A 17,319-nucleotide genomic window follows, 5' to 3' on the forward strand; every position below is an offset into this window, starting at 1 on the left:
GAGAAGTAACATGTTTTCGGGGAACCGACTCGTTGTCATATTACCGCTCATTGTAGTTGTATTTTTAACGGTATTAGGTGGCGTCTATTTACTACAAGCAGATTCAGTGACAAATGAAACGTTAAAAGAGGAAGTAAGTTGGAATATACATACGTCGAAAACAGGAGATATTTTTTCGTTAGAAGCAACTTGGAGTTGGGGGCATTTACCATCCGATGGAGTAAGAGGAGAAGACTACATAGGGGTAAGTTTACTTGATGCCAATGGACATCTAATTCCTGCCGAACAGTACGAAGTATATGAATTAGAAGTGAATCACGAACAGCAAATTCGGGAAGGGGAATTGGTCGGTAGTGGTGTTTTGTTTTCTTTTCCTAACGACTTAGAGGAAAATAAAGTCATTGGTGAAAGTGGTACAGTTCACATTGCCATTCGCAGTGATATTTCTCCGAAACGTGCCATTATTAGTTATTTACATACGTGGGAACATCATGATGGACTCGTCTCCAAAGATCCGAGGTTTTTTGAAAGAGAATTTCAGGGTATAGATAAGGGGAATGAATCGTTTTTTTGGGTGATGGAACGGTTCGAAGATTTCTAAACGCACTATAAAGGAGGAAAATGAGAATGGCGATGATTGATTTGACGGTTACCCCACTTGGAACTGCTTCCACCAGTATGAGTGAGGAAGTAGCTGCCATTTGGAACATGCTCGAAAAATATGAAGGCAAGATACGCTATGAACAAACAGCCATGAGTACTTTGATGGAAGGAGATTTAGATGATATTTTTGCGATTGTAAAAGAAATCCATGAATTGCCTTTCCAGCAAGGAGCAAAACGTGTTGCTACGAACATTCGCATAGATGATCGAAGAGATGGCAAAGAACAATCGATACAAGAAAAATTAGCTTCCGCAAAGAAAAAAATGGCGTGACTGAATGATCTTAAGGGAGCTGTCCAAAAAGTCATGATTGGTGATTTTTGGACATTTTTTTGTTACCGCTTCATCAAAAATTGCTTCTGGAAACGCCTCTTGGTCGAATCATGGCATGTTTCCAACACCAAATTGTTGATGGAAGTAAATCATGGATAGTCATGCTATCGTTTCATATAAAAATAGCTAATGGAAGCAAGCCATGAATGGCTCATAATACTGTTTCATTCAAAAATGTCTGATGAAAGCAATCCATGCACGATGTATGACATCGTTTCAGCGCTAAATGATTGTTGAAAGGAACGCTCGATTTATTTTTCAGGACTTATTAGACAGCCTCTTCAAGATTTTTTTATTGGCTGGGATGGCAGGGTTCGAACCTGCGAAATGACGGAGTCAAAGTCCGTTGCCTTACCACTTGGCTACATCCCAACGATTGCTATCCCTTAGCCTAGACAATTTGGAGCAATTTTATTCTTTTTCCAAAAAAATTTTGCAAAAAAGAAGGAAAATAGACATAGAGGTAGAATAGAATAATCGAACGATGGAATAAAAGAAAGGAAGGTGTTAACGAGAGTGAAAAATGTTGAAAAAGAAAGTAAGATGTTAATTGAACGTGCCCTCGCTTTACATGCTACAGATATCCATTTCCATCCGAAAGAATCTTCTACAGCGCTCATGTATCGCATTCACGGGAAATTATACGAAATGGCAACGCTCCAGCAAAAAGAAGCAACCCGGCTCATTGCTCACTTCAAGTACCGAGCAGGAATGGATATCGGAGAAGAAAGACGTCCTCAAGACGGCTCTTTACAAATCGAAACGGAAAAGTATCCTATCAACCTCCGCTTTTCTACCATCCCTTCTCTTTACCATGAAAGTTTATCTGTCCGTCTTTTACCTCAACAACAAAGAATTACATTAGCGACATTATCTTTTTTTCCCCCTCTGCAACATTTTTTTCATTCCCTAATTCATCAACCTGGTGGAATCATTCTTTTAGTAGGACCTACCGGTTCAGGTAAAACGACGACGTTGTATGCTTTCATGAGTGAAATGGCGAAACATTCTCGCGTCATCAGTGTAGAAGATCCGATTGAAATGAGAAATGACGCTTTTATTCAGTCCGAAGTGAATGTAACGGCAAAAGTCACTTATGAAGAAATGCTTCGTTCCGCTTTAAGACATGATCCAGACGTATTAATGATCGGAGAAATCCGTGACAAAGCGACTGCTCATATTGCAATACGGGCCGCCCTTACTGGTCATTTAGTTTGCACCACGATGCATGCCATATCTCCTTTTGGTGCATTAGAACGTCTCTATGATTTTGGTTTTTCCCGCAATGATCTTGAGGAGACGTTGTTAGCGATTATCTCCCAACGGTTGCTTCCTCGCATTTGCCCCTTTTGTTATCCCTCTTATTGTTCTCCTTATTGTAATCATTGGAATGATCGCTCCCGTGTCCCTGTTTTTAACATATTAGCAAATGAACAATTAAAAGCAGGATTGTGCAAACAAAAGGACAAAAACAAGAGCTACACTTATTCTTCCCGTGACCAGTTGAAAAAAGGAATGGCCCTTGGTATATTTCCTCCTTCCGTATGGAAAGGGGCGGAAGAAGCGTGAGAAAAGAGTGGAAAAAGGATGAACAAGCAAAGTTTCTTTTAAAAATTGGAGAATTGCTGGAACAAGGTTATCCGTTAGAAGAAGCATTGCAGTTATTTACGTGGGAAGAGCGGGAGGAAGTGAAAAATAAGATCGCTAACATGCAAGAAAATTTGCGTTCAGGGAAAAAGTTTCACGAAGTATTATCTACCTACCGATTTCCAGCAGATGTGAGTGCATACATTTATTTTTCAGAACAATACGGTTCATTAGCGACCGGACTCCAAGGTGCTGGGCAGTTGTATATGAAAAGAATCATCATGTTTCGTCAACTGCGAAGAATGCTACGTTATCCGATGATATTGCTTTGGATATTACTCTTCGTTTCCATCGTCATGCTGCAATTTTTATTCCCACAATTTCATGAATTATTTTCATCCTTGCATATAGAGATTCCTCTTTTCACGAAGTTCATGCTGCAAGTGTACCGATATTCTCCTTTTATCATGATCGTTTTATTTACCCTGTTTTTGGTTCTTTTTTATTACTACTTTCACCATTTTCGTCATTATACAGCATCCGAGCAAATGAAAAAGTTATATCGACTTCCGTATCTTTCCACTTTCATTTCCATGTTTTTAACTTACTATTTTTCCATTCAACTAAGCAGTATGTTAAAAGGAGGGTTGTCAATTTATAAAGCTTTTGTTGTTTTTAAAACACAACATCATTTTCCTTTTTTTCAAGAAGAGGGAAAAGAGATTAGCGCCCAATTAGAACAAGGGATCCCTCTTTACGAAGTATTGGATAACAGGGAATGGTATCGGCGCGAAATGAAACATGTCATTCAGCATGGTCAAGCTGCAGGAAAATTGGGAGATGATTTGTACCATTATAGTGAGCGTGTTTTTTCATCGTTAGAAGAAAAAGTCCAACGCTTTCTTTTGACATTGCAACCGACCTTGTTTACTTTCATTGGACTCCTCGTATTAAGTATGTTTCTGTCTGTATTTTTACCGATGTTTCAATTAATGACAACGCTGTAAAAGGAGGCAACCATGAAAAATATTTCCTATGCGTTTATGGAAAAATTGTATGAAATCGAGAAACGACTTTCTCAATTAGAAGAATCGAAAGAAGTCGACATTATAGCTTTCTTACAAATGGTGGAAAACAAAAATAGAAAGGAAGAAGAGAATGAAGAAAAGTATTTTTATTCATGAACGAGGTTTTACGATGATTGAGATGATGATTGTTTTATTAATTATTACGGTGTTATTGTTAATTGCAGTTCCGAACATGGTGAAAAATAACCATGTTGCTCAATCCAAAGGATGCGAGGCAACCATTCAACTTTTGGAAGCACAAGTAGGTGCTTATGAAGTTGAGAAACTAGAAAAACCATCATCCTTAGAACAATTACAAGAAGAAGGGTATGTTGATCGCATTGTTTGTCCTGACAATACCCCTCTTATGTTAGAGAATGGTCGGGTGAAGAAATCATCCGAATAAGAAATGTTTGGAAAGACCTTCAAGGGCACACTCTCATAGAAATGATCCTCGTGTTATTACTTCTTTCTGTTTTTCTGCTCCTGCCGATGTTATCCTTCTCTTCTCTTTCCGAAAAAACAAGGATTGATCAATTTTTAAATATTTTCAGTGAAGATATTCGCTTTGCACAACAATATGCCTACGCTCATGAGACCGTCGTTTATTTTCGCTTTCGTGGAAACGAGTATGAAGTGCGGGCAAGTGGCCGAACGGAACCGTTAATTGCCCGTCCTGTCATGAAATCGGTCGCATTTCATCCATTCACTATGAGTCCAAATGAGATACGATTTAATTCAAAAGGAAATGTCTCTAAAGCAGGTACGATTCATATTGAGACACCAAAGAAAAGATATCGATTAGTTTTTCTCATTGGTAGAGGAGGTTTTTACATTGAATAATGAAAAGGGACTCACTCTCATCGAAGCAGTTGCAACATTAAGTTTGATAACTTTTGTTGCAACGATCCTCCTCCCTATTTATTCGGCTCTTCTCTTAGAAAAACAGACTTTATCTGAAACACGCGTAGCATATGAACTGTTGGAACGTGAGGCATTGCAAGGAGAAATCGAAAAGAAAGAAGAGAAAATTCACATAGAAAAAATGGATACGGAATATGTCCTTCACAAAAATGTAAAAAAAGAAGGAGTTGACATATGTGTCCGTTGGAGAGGGGCTAATAAAAGACAATATGAAACGTGTCTTTTCGTATGGAAACGATGAAAAAGGAATGACATTATTTGAAGTTTTAATCTCTTTTCTCATACTCCTCGTATGTACGCATCTCTTTTTGTTGTATCTTCCTTTTTTTCAAATAGACAACACGAATCGTCAAGAAATTCAAATGTTTTTTCAACTGGTGAAAGAAGATATGATGCATGCCTACAAAATCGACGTAACGGAGGCCCGAATCGATATTACCGAGGATAGCGGCAATCGCTACACGTTTCTTCAGTCTGGTAATAACGTTATTCGTCGTAAAAATGGGGAAGGCCATGAAATTGCACTAAAAAATATTAAACAGTTTCAAGGGAAGAAAACATCTTATGGAGCGGATATATACGTAACGGATGTTCATGGCGTTGTTTGGCGACAACCGATAGGATTTCGGCCATCGTTAGAAAAGGGGGAGAGGTTTTGGGTGAAAGAGGAGCTGTCATGCCACTCATGTTAATCATTTACTTTTTATTTTCTGCGATGATCATCTTTGAAGTGACCGTTTACATGAATGAAAAACAACAGGTTGCCGATCAAGAACAAGTACTCATGCTAGATTGGCTTTTGCGAAATGGAGAAAGAGAATGGATCGAAACGAAAAGCGATCTCTGGATGGAAGAAGATGAAGGGGTCTTTCATTATCCAAATGGAAAAGTCACGTATCAAAGCCGCTATCAAAACAAAGATAGACTGATCGTACAGCTACGAGCTACCCATTCAGAAGGCCATCAGCGAACCTATGCTTTTTACGTCGATGTAATGAGAGAAAGTATAGAAAATGAAGAAGAGGAAACACTGTTAAAAGAATGATGTGGAAGGATGTGATCGTATCGAACCTCATCCACTCGTTAAATATTTAACAGAAGAATTTGTCCAAGCAATGGATAAACGATTGACGACGAAATCAACAGACAAGATAGACAAAAAGAAGGAAAATAAATGGGTGAAATGGTTTGGCATGATTCCTTTATCACTTTATATTTTTATACAGAAAAGAAAACGTTAATGGTTATTTTAGTCAAAGGTATTCAAGATGTCTTCCTCCTATACTATAATAGTAATAGTAAGGAGGGTGTATCCAGTTGGAACAAACATTAAAATTAACGAGTGTGCTTTCGGACCCGACACGGTTTTCTATTTATCAATATATATCGAAACGTCACCGGGAAGTGACTGTTCAAGATATTGCGGATGCTTTTCATATTCATCCAAATGTTGCACGTCTTCATTTGACGAAATTAGAAGATGTAGATATGTTAAAGTCAAAAACGAAGAAAAGTGGGAAAGGTGGACGCCCAAGTCGGTACTACACCATTTCAGACCAAGTCGTCCAAATCCAATTTCCTTTTCGGGATTATGAACAGTTGGCAAAGATGGCAATGGAAGCACTTCTACAGTTTGGTGAGGATGGATTACGGGCATTACAAAACATAGGGAAAAAATTTGGTAAAGAAGCCCTCGAACGCCACGTATATTCATTAAAACAAGATATAGATGAACTAAGCACAGAAGAGAAAATCGAATGCTTACGAATGGTAGCGACGCAACAAGGCTTAAATCCGGAAATAACGTTAGGAAAAAACAAAGATACCGTTCATTTTCGTATATATAACTGTCCGTTCAAAGAAATGGTAGAAGAACATGGTCATTTTTTATGCAGCATGCACCACGCGATGTTAGAAGGGATGTTTCAAAAAGTTTTTCCGGAAGCTTCCCTTAAGGAAGAAACGCTCATGTCTTCGGGAGACTTTTCTTTTTGTTCCTATACAACTGCCATCATTTAAATGAGAAGAATTCTTGAACATTATTTACAACTATTTTGAACACCGATATAATGAGAGAAAAACAATCGTCACGGTCCATGACGAAGGTGAATTATTATTCTTTTTTTGCTATGATGAAATAGAGTGTTTGTAAAAATGTTTCATTCCATATTGAGAAGAGGAGGGTTGGAGACAATGGATCGCATGTATCGTATGCTTGGTTTCTGGACTGCAATTTTCGCAATTTTATTTTTTGTAGGGGACATGTTCAGCATGGCGGTACTCTTCTTTGCCCAAACAGTGATGTTTGTCGGTCTTGGGTACATGAAGTTATCGGAGCGCATGTATATGTATGTTTTCGGAGCTTACTTGACAGTCTTTTTTGCTGGATTTACCTACTACACCATGTTCGTGATGGAACCAGCCTTCTCTTAATTGCCGAAACAATTACATATACGAGAAAAAAGAGCGGAGCCTTCCGCTCTTTTTTCAATCTGAGAATGATGTATATGTTTTGTCTCACAAAATAAAGCGGATTATAATGTAAAGAGAGGCTTCAAAGATTAAAGGAGTGGGAGTTGAATGATGGATTGGATCTTATGGGGGATCATACTAGCCATTATCGTTATTTGGATGATTCGCCGTTCCGTTGGCCCTCGTTACTTAACAAATCTTACGAACGAACAATTTAAAGAAGGATATCGAAAAGCACAGTTAATCGATGTGCGTGAACCGAGAGAGTATAAAACGGGACATATCCTCGGAGCGAGAAACATTCCGTTATCACAATTAAAACAGCGAGTAAATGAAATTCGCACAGACCAGCCCGTTTATTTATATTGTCAATCAGGTAACCGCAGTCGCCAAGCAGCTCGTATCATAAAAAAAGAACGAGGGACAGAAGATATTTACCACTTACAAAAAGGATTTAGAAAGTGGACAGGGAAAATTAAAAAATAAAAATCAGATTTTTGACCTTGAGTTCCCATATCGCGCTCGTACGGGTAGAAGCAAAGTCCCGACAAAGATTGTCACGAGTTTTTGTCTCCGAAAAAGTCTCTTATCGGATATCATCGCAGTGCAACAACGGATGAATGTTTCCGCTCAATCCGCTTGCAAATGGATATTGGTGAAATCCAAAACTGTGTGATGGTAATGGTTACAACTACTATTCTGGACGATGAAGGAAATATAAGTCAAAAAGATGACCTCAAGCTCGAGGTCATCTTTCATTTGATTTGACATTATACATATAGGGGTATAAGATGAAAATAAAAACGAAAGCAGGTGTTGCGTTATGAAAGAAAAAGAAAAAAATCCGTGTCAAACAGGTACATGAGGAATCGATCAAAAACCCCGGAAAGAAAATAAGTTTCCACCGATATGACCCGGGGTTTATATATGGCTCCTGGTAGGAGTCATCGGAATCATTTTGCAACTCGTATATTACTTTTGACACGTGGAATTTTGGGGATGGATGGCCATCCCTTTTTATATTGATAATTTGATGATTCATGCATAACAAGAAGCGTTAAGGATACATACTAATGGTGAAGGACGTAGAGAAGGGGGAGATACGATGGAAGTAGATATTCAATTTAGTGATAGCTGGAATGAGGCATGGAAAAAGGACCAGAGACAACAAGCTACATGGGAGCAGTTCCAGCTTGCGTATGAAGCGACAAATTGGACGAGTATCCCCACCTTTGACGGATTACTTTGTAAACAACATCTCCCTCAACTAGACATATATCCTCATCAAGAACGAACAGCAAAACGCGTCATTGAAGAAATGGATGGGAAGGCGATATTGGCAGATGAAGTCGGTTTAGGAAAAACCATTGAAGCAGGGCTTATTTTGAAAGAGTACATGGTACGCGGATTGGTTAACAAAGCGTTAATTCTCGTTCCTGCTACCCTTGTGAGGCAGTGGGTAAAGGAACTAAATGAAAAATTTCACATCCCAGCTGTCGAACAAAAAAAATCTTACGTATGGAAAGCGCATCCTATCGTTGTCGGCTCCATTGATACAGCAAAACGCCCCCCACATCGTGATATTGTTTTACAACAATCTTATGACATGATTATTTTTGATGAAGCCCATCGTTTAAAAAATGCCAAAACAAAAAACTATCAATTTGCCCGTTCTTTAGAAAGAAAATTTTGTTTAATGTTAACCGCAACCCCTGTTCAAAATCATCCTGGTGAATTGTATCATCTCGTACATTTACTGAAACCGGGGTTGTTAGGAAGTTATAAAGAATTCCGAACTTTATTTGAACAAGGTGGTGAAAAAGCAGTAAAGCATATGGTGGCGAAAGTAATGGTTCGTCATCGCAGAGAAGAAACGGGGTTTCAATGGACAAAACGGCGTGTTTCTTCGATATATTTAGATTTTACAAAAGAAGAAAGAGAATTATACAACCTTCTTTTTTCTTTAAAAGAAGATGCCACTTTAAAAGGTTTAACGATGACGACATTACTCAAAGAAGCGTGTAGCAGTAAAGAAGCAGTGTATTTGACGTTGAAAAATTTATACGAAGAAAATGTTATCACGGAAGATGTGTTTACTCGTATCATTTCTGCCGTGGAAAAAGTAAAAGAAAACACGAAAGCGGAAAAAGCATTAGAGATTATTGCTTCGACGAGTGAAGAAGAGAAAGTTGTGTTATTTACCGAATATAAAGCAACCCAATTATATTTGCAATGGTACTTTGCTCAACATGGCATTTCTTCTGTTCCTTTTCGAGGTGGATTTAAGAGAAGTAAAAAAGAATGGATGCAACAGCTTTTTCAAACGAAAGCAAAAGTGCTTATCGCAACGGAAGCAGGAGGAGAAGGAATTAACTTACAATTTAGTAACATCATCATTAATTATGATTTACCTTGGAACCCAATGCGGTTAGAACAGAGAATTGGGCGCTTGCATCGGCTTGGGCAAAAAAAGGACGTCCAAATTTATCATTTTGCAGTGAATGAAACGATTGAAGAACATATTCTTTCTTTGTTGTATGAAAAAATTGCATTATTTGAGAATGTGATCGGTCAATTGGATACGATCCTTTCTTCTACTTCAGTGATGTCTGTGGAAAAATACATCCATAACGTACTAGAGACTTCTCATTCAAAAAAAGAAATGGCCTTAAAAATGAAACAGTTGACATACGCCTTAGAACAAGGGGGAAGAGAATAAAGAGATGGAACAGCAAAGAATTGTTCAATTTGCGAAACGTTTTTTTACTTCGCACCAAGCAGATATTTTAAAAGAAGATGAGGATGGCTTCGAAGTTCGCTTAACGGAAACTTTGGATAAAGCGCTGATGAACCGACCATTTTATTGGCAATATATGAAACAGATTGGTCAAACACCGGAACCGATGATTCTTTCATTTGTGACAAGTGCCAAGCAGGAAGAAAAAACAGGTGAATGGTTGCACATTGGCTCTCCTCGTTTGCAACAAATTTTTCAATTAGCAAAAAATACAGGTATCTATACTTGTTTGTATGAACAAGTGGCGTTACCGCAACAAAAACCGACAGCACTCTATCCTTGGCTCATTGCCAATGTAAAGGTCTCTTACCTTTCGCATCAGCGAAAAGATGTTTTGTATTCTTATGGACTCCAATTGATTCATGGACAAATAGTACTCCAAGCGATGGAACAATTACAAGAAAAAAATTTGCGTGAGGACATTTCTCCTCATGCCTTTACGATGAAGTCACTGATTAAGCCTGCAAGTGGACTCGCTCGGATAAAGCGTCACCTCGAGATGCAATTGCAATCGGAAACGCATGAATGGGCAGCCGTTGCAAAAAAACGGATGGAAGAAGAATTGGACACGTTAAAAGCATACTATGAAGCGACTTCTCTTTCTGAGGAAGAGTATGTACAAGAAAAGAAAGCGATCATGTCGCAGTACCAACCTAACATTCAAGTGACACTTGTGAACTACGGACTCTTTTACTTACAAGACTTTGCTTTTTCTTCATAAAAACTGTCCCTGACTCACAAAAAGACAGGGACAGTTTGTTTATTATGTTATCTAGTTAGGTCAGAAGTCAAAGATCGACTTCTCTTTTGACCGTGACTGTCCATTGCTTTCGCTTTTCTACATAGAAGGAGCTCCGCTTACGAATATTGTCATAATGGAGAACCAACCAAATACGAGGACAGAAATTCCAGCAAATGCTGCTGCTAAAAAGTTTCTGTCTTTTAAACTGCGAAAAGTGCCGAAGACAGCTAATATTGCAACGACGAGCATGATTACACCTACAGCCATGAGCACTCCCCCCTTTTATGTATGATAACTACGATCACATGTATGATATACAGATTCCTTTTTCATTATACCTTTTTTTCCTAACCCTTGCATTAAAAATTTTTACTTCCTCTTGTCAATTGGTATAATAGTTGAGAAATGATACATAAAGAGGAGGTCGGATAAAGTGAAATGGGAAAGAATTCCTCTCGGCCCTTTACAGACAAATTGTTACGTTCTTCATCATGAAGGAGAAGCAATCGTGGTCGATCCTGGTGGGGGAGCACCTCAGCTTGAATCATGGCTAGAGCAACAAAAGGTAAAGCCTGCTGCTATTTTATTAACCCACGCTCATTTTGACCACATTGGCGCAGTTGATCACATCAGGAAGACTTACAATATTGAAGTGTACCTTCATGAAGCAGAAGAAGACTGGTTGATGGATCCCCATAAAAATGGCTCCGGCTCATTTCTCGGTGCGAATGCGATTACGGCAAAACCGGCTGAACATCTTTTGAAGGAAGAAGGAAAGCTGTCCATTGGTTCATTTACATTTGATGTACTTGAAACACCTGGTCATTCCCCTGGAAGCGTTTCTTTTTATCATGAAGCATCCAGTACGGTTTTTTCTGGAGATGCATTGTTTTATGGAAGTATTGGACGCACTGATTTATTGGGAGGGAATCACGAACAGTTATTGACGTCTATTCACGATAAACTATTGACGTTACCTGAAGAGACGACGGTGGCATGCGGACATGGACCAGTAACGAATATTCGTCACGAAATGGATACCAATCCTTTCTTAAACGGATTTTAAACATAAGAAAACTCGGCTTGTCGCCGAGTTCAGCTTAGAAAAAAAGCAAAAAAAGATTTCCTGGGGGAGGGAAATCTTTTAAAAAGGGGAGTAAATCATATTGAGAAAAGAACGATGAGGGGAGGGGACTCCCTAACCACTGTTCTTTCGTACATTTTTAGTATATTATCCTTTTTACACTATGTCAATAGTGTAAAATAGGATTTTTGAATCAAATCATCCTCTTTTTCTTTTTAAAAAGATAGTTATTTTATCGTGATAGTAGGAGTGGTAACATGGATCAAGAGCAAACTTGGTATTTTATCAATAGCGGCAATCAATCTCCTGCCTACAATATGGCAGCAGATGAGAAGTTATTAGAGTGGCACAGCGAAGGAATCATCCCTCCTGTTGTTCGTTTTTACGGTTGGAATCCTCCTTCATTGTCCATTGGTTTTTTTCAAAAAGTAGAGAAAGAAATCAATATGGAAGCGGTGAAAAAGCATCAACTCGGATTCGTCCGGAGACCTACCGGAGGTCGCGCTGTCTTACATGACGAAGAATTAACGTATAGTGTGATTGTCACGGAGTCTTATCCATCGATGCCAAAATCGGTGACAGAAGCATATCGTGTCATTTCAGAAGGGGTGTTGCAAGGGTTTCGATATTTAGGGTTAGACGCGTATTTTTCGGTGCCAAAGACAAAAGAAGAAGAAGAGCAGTTAAAAAATCCACGTTCGTCTGTTTGTTTTGATGCGCCGTCTTGGTACGAACTCGTGGTCGAAGGGAGAAAGATTGCAGGAAGTGCACAAACGAGACAAAAAGGCGTGATTTTGCAACATGGTTCGATCGTCATCGACATGAATGAAGATCAATTATTTGATTTATTTAAATATCCTTCCGAACGAGTGCGCGAGCGCATGCAACGCGCGTTTAAAAACAAGGCGGTGTCCATTAACGATTTAACCGGTACGAAAGTGTCGATAGAAGAAGTGACGGAAGCATTTAAGAAAGGGTTTGAAAAGGGACTCGATATACATATGACCCCATACGCATTCAGTAAAGAACAAGAAGAAGAAATATTAGAGTTAGCAAAAAATAAATATGAAAGCGATGAGTGGAATTTCCGTAGATAAAATGAATCAGGGGTCTGGGATGGACTAAAAACCCAAGCATGTGGAAGACTGAACATGCTTGGGTTTTACCGATTTTTCGGACAGGTTTTATTTTTCTCGTGCTTGAAAGGCTGCTTGCAGTTTTCGGGTAACGATTCCAGGTTGTAATGTCACTTCGATGGAACCGCGGATACAGGTGACAGGAACGATTTCCAACGTCGTGCTCGTAATAAACATTTCATCATTTTCAGAAATGTCTATGAGGGAGAAAGGTGTTTCTTTGAGCGGAAAGCGATTTTCTTTCGCAAGCTCAATCACCACTTGTCTTGTAATTCCATTTAATATATAGTTGTCTGCTGGGTGGGTATAAATAACACCGTTTTTTACTAGGAAGATATTGGTTGATGCACCTTCTGTCACCGTATTTCCTCGGTGTAAAAGTGCTTCCTCCGCTCCGTGGGTAAAAGCGGTGTTTTTTGCCATGACATTTGCGAGCAAATGAATGGTTTTAATATCACAACGGAGCCAACGGATATCTTCCATTGCCCAAAGAGAGACACCATGTTTTTGTTTATCAAGAGGAATGTCGCTTTCTTTAGCAAACGCCGTAATAACTGGAGATAAATCGTTGCTGTATAGATGTTGTCTTTCTTCTATTCCTCTCGTCATTTGAAAATATACATACCCATTATGTATCTCATTTTTTTCTTTCAGTTGAAAGATGATATCAGAAAACGCTTGCTTTGTCACAGTCATTTCTATATTGATTTCCGATGCACTTCGTTCCAAGCGTTTCCAATGAGCGGTTAACATAAACGGTTTACCGGAATATATTCGAATCACTTCATAAACCCCATCCCCGAAATAATATCCGCGATCAAAAAAAGGAAGATGAGCGTCTTCTTCTTTTATCATTTTGTCATGTAGCCAGACATAACGACTCACTTTCATTCCTCCTTATTCCTAGCGTCATATCCACTGTATCATATATTGGAATAAGTGGAGACTACAAATAGGAAAATCATACAAGAAACAAATTTGTCGAAAATAGCGAAGAATATTCCAATATGCGCTCCATGCTTTCTTTTTCTCTTTCTACCTCCAAAAACAATAGTTGACAAAATGAATATTACACAATATATAGTATGAGTAACTTTAAAATAAATACTATATATTGATTTTCTTTACGGAAGTATGATATGGTTACCATACGATTAGAAATGAATGGAGGACGAGTACATGGGTGTGACAGTAGAAGAGATGAAAATTAATGTAGCACGTTTAAATGAGGATATTCGCCTTTTTCCGCAAGTGCATCCCATTACAGAAGACATGCATATTACGAGAAAAGGTGTCTCTCGTCTTGTGATGCTCGATCGGTATACGTTTAAGGATACGGAAAAAAAGACACTAAAAACAGGTGATTTTGTCGTATTAACAGTAAAAGAAGATCCGAAATTTCCCGCACGGGGGTACGGATTTGTTATAGAACTAAACTGGAAAGAGAACAAAGCAAAAGTAAAAGTAGATCCTGATTTTCACCATGTATTGGAAGGGGAAGAAGGAGAAACAGGCATTGTCGAGCGACCAATTGATGTGATCGAAAAACCGCTGGAAATTTATTACGAACAAATTGCAAAACGAAACGCCACTGGTCTTTCAGCAGTAGAACCAACAAAAGAAAAACGAGAAGAATCGTTTTGCAAATTTTATAAAGAATTAAGAGCGATGAACTTTGTTCCTGCAGGTCGGGTGCTATACGGTGCCGGAGCAGAAACGGATGTCACTTATTTTAATTGCTACGTCATGCCCTATGTAGAAGACTCACGGGAAGGGATTTCTGAACACCGGAAACAAGTCATGGAAATTATGAGTCGCGGCGGAGGAGTAGGAACAAATGGCTCTACCTTGCGTCCCCGTAATACATTGGCTCGTGGTGTTAACGGGAAGTCGTCTGGTTCCGTGTCTTGGTTAGACGATATTGCTAAGCTCACTCATCTTGTCGAGCAAGGTGGTTCGCGACGTGGTGCGCAAATGATCATGCTGGCAGATTGGCATCCAGACATTTTTGAATTTATTATTTCCAAAATGCAAAACCCGCGTATTTTAAGATATTTGTTAGAAAATACCGAGGATGAACAAATTCAACGACTCATCCAAGAAAAGCTAAAATTTGTGCCGCTGTCTGAAACCGAAGAAGCGATGTATCAAGGAATATTAAATTATAAAAACATTCCAGGACACGGGGGTTTCCCGAAAAAAGTGATTCGGGAAGCGGAAGAAAAGCTACGATTAGGTGGAAGGTATGAAGTAAATAACCCGGACTTTTTAACGGGAGCCAATATCTCCGTCTGTCTGACGAAAGAATTTATGGAAGCAGTCGAAAATGACGATACGTACGATTTGCGCTTTCCGGATGTAGAGAACTACGATGAAGACGAAATGAGAATATACAACGAAGAGTGGCAACAATGTGGAGACGTTCGTGAATGGGAAAAACGAGGCCACGCCATTCGGGTGTATCGTACGATTCGAGCAAGGGAATTATGGAAATTAATTAATATATGTGCAACGTATTCGGCAGAACCTGGTATTTTCTTTATTGATAACGCAAATGATGAAACAAATGCGCAAGCGTATGGTCAAAAAGTGGTCGCAACCAATCCTTGTGGAGAGCAACCATTGGCTCCGTATTCCGTTTGTAACTTAGCAGCGATTAATCTGGCACAAATGGCAAATAAAGAAGAGAAAACCGTCGATTTCGAAAAATTAAAAGAAACCGTCGCGGTTGGAGTTCGGATGCAAGATAATGTGATAGATGCTACTCCATACTTTTTGGAAGAAAATACGCGGCAAGCAAAAGGAGAAAGACGAATCGGTCTCGGTGTGATGGGGCTTCATGATTTGCTTATTTATACGGAAACAAGATACGGATCGAAAGACGGAAATGAACTGATTGATAAAATTTTTGAAACAATTGCTACGACGGCATATCGGACGAGTATTGAACTTGCTAAGGAAAAAGGGAGCTTTCCATTTTTAGTAGGAGAGACGGAAGAAGAAACGAAAAAATTACGAGAGCGGTTTATTCAATCTGGTTACATGAAAAGAATGCCGGAAGATATCCGTCAAGGAATTTTAAAGTATGGCATTCGCAATTCTCATTTATTAACCGTTGCGCCAACGGGTAGCACAGGAACGATGGTCGGAGTAAGCACAGGATTAGAACCTTATTTTTCCTTTAAATATTATCGAAGTGGTCGCCTTGGCAAGTTTATTGAAGTGAACGCAGAAATTGTCGAGGAATATTTGGAACGCAATCCAGACAAAACGAGTGATAATTTACCGTCGTTCTTCGTTTCTTCCATGGATCTTACGCCAGAAGAGCATGCAGATGTACAATGCATTATTCAAAAATGGGTCGATAGTTCCCTCTCTAAAACGGTAAATGCTCCCCGTGGTTATACGGTGGAACAAGTACAAAAAGTATATGAACGTTTATACAAAGGGGGAGCGAAAGGCGGTACCGTGTACGTTGACGGTAGTCGGGATGCCCAAGTATTAAGTTTAAAAGCGGAAGAAAATATGATGGAAGAAGATTCCTATGACACGGAAGTAGAAGAAGAAAGTGAAGACAAAAAAGTAGTCCTTGTAAATACAATTAAAGATTTACGAGCAACGACAGTCAATTTTGGAAATGAAATTGGTGATACGTGTCCTGTCTGTCGAGAAGGAACGGTAGAAGAAGTTGGCGGCTGTAACACTTGCACGAACTGTGGTGCTCAATTAAAATGTGGATTATAAGTGAAATCTTGATGATGAAACAAGATCGCAAATCTCCTATCATGGTATTTGCGATCTTTTTATTCCTTGTCTATTAAATGGGGATGATTTATTCGTGTATTACAAAGATTGTTATTTTTTCGACACAATACTAAATTGATGGAGATGGGGTGAGATTTTCTCTTTTTAAGAGTATTGGCAAATTTGTTGATAAACATAAAATAGTGTAAACTAAAGAGAATGCAACATTTTTTACATATGTAAATATCAAATCAGATAGACACAGATATGGGAGGAACAAAAACATGCCAACTCCTAGTATGGAAGACTATTTAGAACGAATTTATATGCTAATCGAAGAAAAAGGGTATGCACGCGGGTCAGACATTGCAGAGGCGCTAGAAGTGCACCCGTCTTCTGTGACAAAAATGGTACAAAAACTCGATAAATTAGATTATTTAGTGTATGAAAAATACCGTGGGCTCATATTGACACCAAAGGGAAAAAAGATCGGAAAGCGTCTTGTGTATCGCCATGAGCTGTTGGAAGACTTTTTAAATATCATCGGTGTCGATGAGCAGTATATATACGAAGATGTGGAAGGCATCGAACATCATTTAAGTTGGGATGCGATCGACCGGATTGGAGATGTTGTGCAATATTTTCAAGAAGATGAAGAAAGAATTAAGCATTTACGTGAGATTCATCGGAAAAATGAAGAAGAGGAAAAATCATCGTCTAAGTGACTCATATCCGCTCGGCTGTTCTCATACGTTGCAACATATCAACTG

The 17,319-nt window shown here is 38.9% G+C and carries 22 protein-coding genes and 1 tRNA gene; 20 read left to right on the forward strand and 3 right to left on the reverse strand.

Annotated features, from left to right (window positions below):
• Positions 1–10: 10 nt before the first annotated feature.
• Both GJS40_RS14105 and GJS40_RS14110 read left to right on the forward strand, forming a co-directional pair.
• Positions 11–601: a hypothetical protein gene (locus GJS40_RS14105; RefSeq protein WP_270898486.1), complete on the forward strand. Its 591-nt coding sequence runs from the start codon at positions 11–13 to the stop codon at positions 599–601.
• A 26-nt stretch (positions 602–627) separates the two neighbouring features.
• A complete protein-coding gene (locus GJS40_RS14110; RefSeq protein ID WP_270898487.1) occupies positions 628–936 on the forward strand; it encodes an MTH1187 family thiamine-binding protein in 309 nt (102 codons plus the stop codon).
• A gap of 356 nt (positions 937–1,292) precedes the next feature.
• Here GJS40_RS14110 and GJS40_RS14115 read toward each other — a convergent pair.
• Positions 1,293–1,368, reverse strand: a tRNA-Gln gene (locus GJS40_RS14115).
• 144 nt (positions 1,369–1,512) lie between these two features.
• Between GJS40_RS14115 and comGA the strand changes: the two genes are divergently transcribed.
• The 14 genes from comGA to GJS40_RS14185 all read left to right on the forward strand — a co-directional run bounded on the left by comGA (position 1,513) and on the right by GJS40_RS14185 (position 10,564).
• Entirely contained in the window at positions 1,513–2,565 is a 1,053-nt protein-coding gene (gene comGA, locus GJS40_RS14120; RefSeq protein WP_270898488.1) for a competence type IV pilus ATPase ComGA, read from the forward strand.
• The gene (gene comGB / locus GJS40_RS14125; RefSeq protein WP_270898489.1) at positions 2,562–3,590 is read left to right on the forward strand and encodes a competence type IV pilus assembly protein ComGB; all 1,029 of its coding nucleotides are present in this window, start codon (positions 2,562–2,564) and stop codon (positions 3,588–3,590) included. Before comGA ends, comGB begins: the two co-directional genes overlap by 4 nt.
• Before the next feature lie 12 nt (positions 3,591–3,602).
• Complete coding sequence (locus GJS40_RS14130) at positions 3,603–3,767, forward strand: hypothetical protein (RefSeq protein ID WP_270898490.1); 165 nt, start codon at positions 3,603–3,605, stop codon at positions 3,765–3,767.
• On the forward strand, positions 3,742–4,056 hold the full coding sequence (gene comGC, locus GJS40_RS14135) for a competence type IV pilus major pilin ComGC (RefSeq protein WP_270898491.1): 315 nt from the start codon (positions 3,742–3,744) through the stop codon (positions 4,054–4,056). Before GJS40_RS14130 ends, comGC begins: the two co-directional genes overlap by 26 nt.
• A 50-nt stretch (positions 4,057–4,106) precedes the next feature.
• Entirely contained in the window at positions 4,107–4,493 is a 387-nt protein-coding gene (gene comGD, locus GJS40_RS14140; protein WP_270898492.1) for a competence type IV pilus minor pilin ComGD, read from the forward strand.
• On the forward strand, positions 4,486–4,815 hold the full coding sequence (locus tag GJS40_RS14145) for a prepilin-type N-terminal cleavage/methylation domain-containing protein (protein WP_270898493.1): 330 nt from the start codon (positions 4,486–4,488) through the stop codon (positions 4,813–4,815). The genes comGD and GJS40_RS14145 overlap by 8 nt, the downstream gene beginning before the upstream one ends.
• Complete coding sequence (locus tag GJS40_RS14150; protein ID WP_270898494.1) at positions 4,751–5,266, forward strand: ComGF family competence protein; 516 nt, start codon at positions 4,751–4,753, stop codon at positions 5,264–5,266. Before GJS40_RS14145 ends, GJS40_RS14150 begins: the two co-directional genes overlap by 65 nt.
• A complete protein-coding gene (gene comGG / locus GJS40_RS14155; protein ID WP_270898495.1) occupies positions 5,230–5,619 on the forward strand; it encodes a competence type IV pilus minor pilin ComGG in 390 nt (129 codons plus the stop codon). Before GJS40_RS14150 ends, comGG begins: the two co-directional genes overlap by 37 nt.
• Before the next feature lies 1 nt (position 5,620).
• Positions 5,621–5,815 (forward strand): YqzE family protein, encoded by a 195-nt coding sequence (locus tag GJS40_RS14160; protein WP_270898496.1) that lies wholly within the window; start codon positions 5,621–5,623, stop codon positions 5,813–5,815.
• A gap of 76 nt (positions 5,816–5,891) precedes the next feature.
• Complete coding sequence (locus GJS40_RS14165; protein WP_270898497.1) at positions 5,892–6,593, forward strand: helix-turn-helix transcriptional regulator; 702 nt, start codon at positions 5,892–5,894, stop codon at positions 6,591–6,593.
• A gap of 174 nt (positions 6,594–6,767) precedes the next feature.
• Complete coding sequence (locus GJS40_RS14170; RefSeq protein WP_270898498.1) at positions 6,768–7,007, forward strand: DUF2626 domain-containing protein; 240 nt, start codon at positions 6,768–6,770, stop codon at positions 7,005–7,007.
• 150 nt (positions 7,008–7,157) lie between these two features.
• Entirely contained in the window at positions 7,158–7,532 is a 375-nt protein-coding gene (locus GJS40_RS14175) for a rhodanese-like domain-containing protein (RefSeq protein ID WP_270898499.1), read from the forward strand.
• A 619-nt stretch (positions 7,533–8,151) separates the two neighbouring features.
• On the forward strand, positions 8,152–9,765 hold the full coding sequence (locus GJS40_RS14180) for a DEAD/DEAH box helicase (protein WP_270898500.1): 1,614 nt from the start codon (positions 8,152–8,154) through the stop codon (positions 9,763–9,765).
• A gap of 4 nt (positions 9,766–9,769) precedes the next feature.
• A complete protein-coding gene (locus tag GJS40_RS14185; protein WP_270898501.1) occupies positions 9,770–10,564 on the forward strand; it encodes a YqhG family protein in 795 nt (264 codons plus the stop codon).
• A gap of 117 nt (positions 10,565–10,681) precedes the next feature.
• Here the strand turns inward: GJS40_RS14185 and GJS40_RS14190 are convergent, their stop codons facing one another.
• On the reverse strand, positions 10,682–10,852 hold the full coding sequence (locus GJS40_RS14190; RefSeq protein ID WP_270898502.1) for a DUF2759 domain-containing protein: 171 nt from the start codon (positions 10,850–10,852) through the stop codon (positions 10,682–10,684).
• A 166-nt stretch (positions 10,853–11,018) separates the two neighbouring features.
• On the opposite strand from GJS40_RS14190, the gene GJS40_RS14195 reads away from it, so the two are divergent.
• Positions 11,019–11,651, forward strand: a complete 633-nt coding sequence (locus GJS40_RS14195; protein WP_270898503.1) for an MBL fold metallo-hydrolase — start codon at positions 11,019–11,021, stop codon at positions 11,649–11,651.
• A gap of 275 nt (positions 11,652–11,926) precedes the next feature.
• The gene (locus GJS40_RS14200; RefSeq protein ID WP_270898504.1) at positions 11,927–12,766 is read left to right on the forward strand and encodes a lipoate--protein ligase family protein; all 840 of its coding nucleotides are present in this window, start codon (positions 11,927–11,929) and stop codon (positions 12,764–12,766) included.
• A gap of 87 nt (positions 12,767–12,853) precedes the next feature.
• Here the strand turns inward: GJS40_RS14200 and dat are convergent, their stop codons facing one another.
• On the reverse strand, positions 12,854–13,690 hold the full coding sequence (dat, locus tag GJS40_RS14205) for a D-amino-acid transaminase (protein WP_270898505.1): 837 nt from the start codon (positions 13,688–13,690) through the stop codon (positions 12,854–12,856).
• 294 nt (positions 13,691–13,984) lie between these two features.
• Here dat and GJS40_RS14210 point away from each other — a divergent pair, with 294 nt between their 5' ends.
• Both GJS40_RS14210 and mntR read left to right on the forward strand, forming a co-directional pair.
• On the forward strand, positions 13,985–16,549 hold the full coding sequence (locus tag GJS40_RS14210) for a vitamin B12-dependent ribonucleotide reductase (RefSeq protein ID WP_270898506.1): 2,565 nt from the start codon (positions 13,985–13,987) through the stop codon (positions 16,547–16,549).
• Between the two features lie 284 nt (positions 16,550–16,833).
• The gene (gene mntR / locus GJS40_RS14215; RefSeq protein ID WP_270898507.1) at positions 16,834–17,274 is read left to right on the forward strand and encodes a transcriptional regulator MntR; all 441 of its coding nucleotides are present in this window, start codon (positions 16,834–16,836) and stop codon (positions 17,272–17,274) included.
• Positions 17,275–17,319 lie beyond the last annotated feature (45 nt).

Source organism: Aliibacillus thermotolerans (assembly GCF_027853235.1).
Taxonomy (GTDB): Bacteria; Bacillota; Bacilli; order Bacillales; family Marinococcaceae; genus Aliibacillus; species Aliibacillus thermotolerans.

Coding starts and splice junctions, on each gene's coding strand:
- GJS40_RS14105 (WP_270898486.1), top strand. CDS start 11: ATGTTTTCGGGGAACCGACTCGTTGTCATATTACCGCTCATTGTAGTT.
- GJS40_RS14110 (WP_270898487.1), top strand. CDS start 628: ATGGCGATGATTGATTTGACGGTTACCCCACTTGGAACTGCTTCCACC.
- GJS40_RS14130 (WP_270898490.1), top strand. CDS start 3,603: ATGAAAAATATTTCCTATGCGTTTATGGAAAAATTGTATGAAATCGAG.
- comGC (WP_270898491.1), top strand. CDS start 3,742: ATGAAGAAAAGTATTTTTATTCATGAACGAGGTTTTACGATGATTGAG.
- GJS40_RS14170 (WP_270898498.1), top strand. CDS start 6,768: ATGGATCGCATGTATCGTATGCTTGGTTTCTGGACTGCAATTTTCGCA.
- GJS40_RS14175 (WP_270898499.1), top strand. CDS start 7,158: ATGGATTGGATCTTATGGGGGATCATACTAGCCATTATCGTTATTTGG.
- GJS40_RS14180 (WP_270898500.1), top strand. CDS start 8,152: ATGGAAGTAGATATTCAATTTAGTGATAGCTGGAATGAGGCATGGAAA.
- GJS40_RS14185 (WP_270898501.1), top strand. CDS start 9,770: ATGGAACAGCAAAGAATTGTTCAATTTGCGAAACGTTTTTTTACTTCG.
- GJS40_RS14190 (WP_270898502.1), bottom strand. CDS start 10,852: ATGGCTGTAGGTGTAATCATGCTCGTCGTTGCAATATTAGCTGTCTTC.
- GJS40_RS14200 (WP_270898504.1), top strand. CDS start 11,927: ATGGATCAAGAGCAAACTTGGTATTTTATCAATAGCGGCAATCAATCT.
- GJS40_RS14210 (WP_270898506.1), top strand. CDS start 13,985: ATGGGTGTGACAGTAGAAGAGATGAAAATTAATGTAGCACGTTTAAAT.
- mntR (WP_270898507.1), top strand. CDS start 16,834: ATGCCAACTCCTAGTATGGAAGACTATTTAGAACGAATTTATATGCTA.